The sequence below is a fragment of the Streptomyces sp. NPDC002324 genome, assembly GCF_053593335.1.
The window spans coordinates 1-1,980 of the sequence record NZ_JBSFCF010000096.1 but is presented as its reverse complement, the minus strand read 5'-3'; the positions used below and the strand labels follow the sequence as shown (position 1 = coordinate 1,980).

1 protein-coding gene is annotated in these 1,980 nt (G+C 68.4%); it reads left to right on the top strand.

Going from position 1 to position 1,980, the window contains the following annotated elements; translation table 11 throughout:
• The first annotated feature begins 284 nt into the window (after positions 1 to 284).
• Positions 285 to 1,820, top strand: a complete 1,536-nt coding sequence (locus ACWCRJ_RS44520) for an alpha/beta hydrolase (protein ID WP_450944691.1) — start codon at positions 285 to 287, stop codon at positions 1,818 to 1,820.
• Positions 1,821 to 1,980 lie beyond the last annotated feature (160 nt).

Genomic DNA, 1,980 nt, shown 5'->3' with positions numbered 1-1,980 from the left:
CTCCACCACTTCCGGCTAGCTCCCCACCCTCGCGCAGGCCATGACCTCCGGCCTGGATCCGATCGGGAGGTCACCGGACGCGTCGGGACCTCAGATCCGTACCCTCCGTACCCCGCGGGCGGCGGGCCCGGTTCGACCGCACCACCGCGAATTCAGTACCGGACATCGCGTACAGGCTGAAATCCGTCTCCGCACTCCGATGCTCAGGAGAATCCTCCGTGTCATCCCCCACACCCCCCACAACACGCCTGCCCGGAAAGAGGCGAAGGCTGGCCGTCACGGCTGTGGCCGTCGCGCTTTTCGGCCAGCTCCTCACCGGAACCGGGGCCGCCGAGCCCGCGCGCACCCCGGCCCCGCATGCCATCGACTGGCAGCCCTGCCCGGACGCGGAAACCGACTTGGGCACCTTCGAATGCGGCACCGTCAAGGTGCCCCTCGACTGGAGCCGGCCCCGAGGAGCGACCGTCGACGTGGCGGTCGCCCGCCATCTGGCGGATGATCCGAAGAAGCGGATCGGCTCGCTGGTGTTCAATCCCGGCGGTCCGGGCGGCTCCGGCGTCGCCTGGGCGATGGCCCCGTGGGTCTTCTCGTCCGAACTCACCTCCCGTTTCGACATCGTGGGCTTCGACCCGCGCGGCGTCCGCGGCAGCAAGCCCACGGTGAAGTGTGACCGGGACCTGATCGACAAGCAGAGGGCGCTGTCCTACCCGAAGAACGCCGCCGACTTCGCCGGCCTGCGCGACATCAACAAGGCGGTCGCCGACAGCTGCCGCGCTCTCACCGGGCCCCTCGTCGACCACATGGACACCCTGAGCGTGGTCCGCGACATGGACGCCGTGCGCGCGGGCCTCGGCGAGGAGCAGATCAGCTACTTCGGCACCTCCTACGGCACCGGGATCGGCCAGCAGTACGCCGAGATGTTCCCGCACCGGATCCGTGCCATGGTGCTCGACTCGAGCATGGACCACAGCCTCGATCCCTGGAGCTACCAGAAGACCGGGGCCGTGGACATGGAGGGGGCCTTCGGCCAGTTCGCCGACTGGTGCGAGCGGACCAAGTCCTGCGCGCTGTACGGCCGTGACGTGCGCGGATACGTCGACGCGCTCTATAAGCGGGCCGAGGCCGGCGACCTGGAGATGCCGGGCGAACCGCCGAAGCCCTATACCGGCGCGGACCTGCAGGATCTGCTCGTCGGCGCCATGAGTAGCCCGGCGGACTCCTGGTCCGGCCTCGCCGACAACCTGAACGCCTTCGAAAACGGGGGCTCGGACACGACCATCGAGGCCCCGCCGCTGCAGGGCCAGGCACACTCGGACGCCTACCTGCCAGTGATGTGTCAGGACTACTACCGCGACCTGCCGTCATACGCGGTCCTGGCCGACTTCGAGAAGCGGCTGGCCCGAATCGCCCCGGTGACCCGGCTCAACGGGGTGGAGTGGACCGACCTGACCAACTGCCAGAACTGGCCGACCGAGGTGACCAACCCACCGCATCCGCTGCGGATCCACGGCACCCCGAAGATCCTGGTCACCAACAGCCGTTACGACGTGTCCACGCCGTACTCCTGGGCCTCCAACGTGGCACGGCAGATGGGCAGTTCGGCCGTGCTCCTCACGTACGACGGCGTGGGCCACGGTGTCTACTGGCTGAGCCCCTGTGGTGCGGACGCGATCGACATGTACCTGACCACGCTGAGGACACCGGCCGAGGGCACCCACTGCCCGGCCATCTGGCCGACCGGCGTAACACGCAAACAGGCGACGAGCGACGGCCCGGCCAACCCACTGCCGCGACCGCTGAATCAGAGCGCCCACCACTGACGCCTCACCAGATCCATACGGCGGCGGGGCCCGGCTCGACCAAGTCGCCGGGTCAGAAACAGCCTCACGTTTTATGTGCCGGGGAGTCCTCCGGCCCGACTGAAGGAATTGGCATGTCCTCAAGCAATCGGCGTACTCGTATCTCCCGGCGGACCGCGAT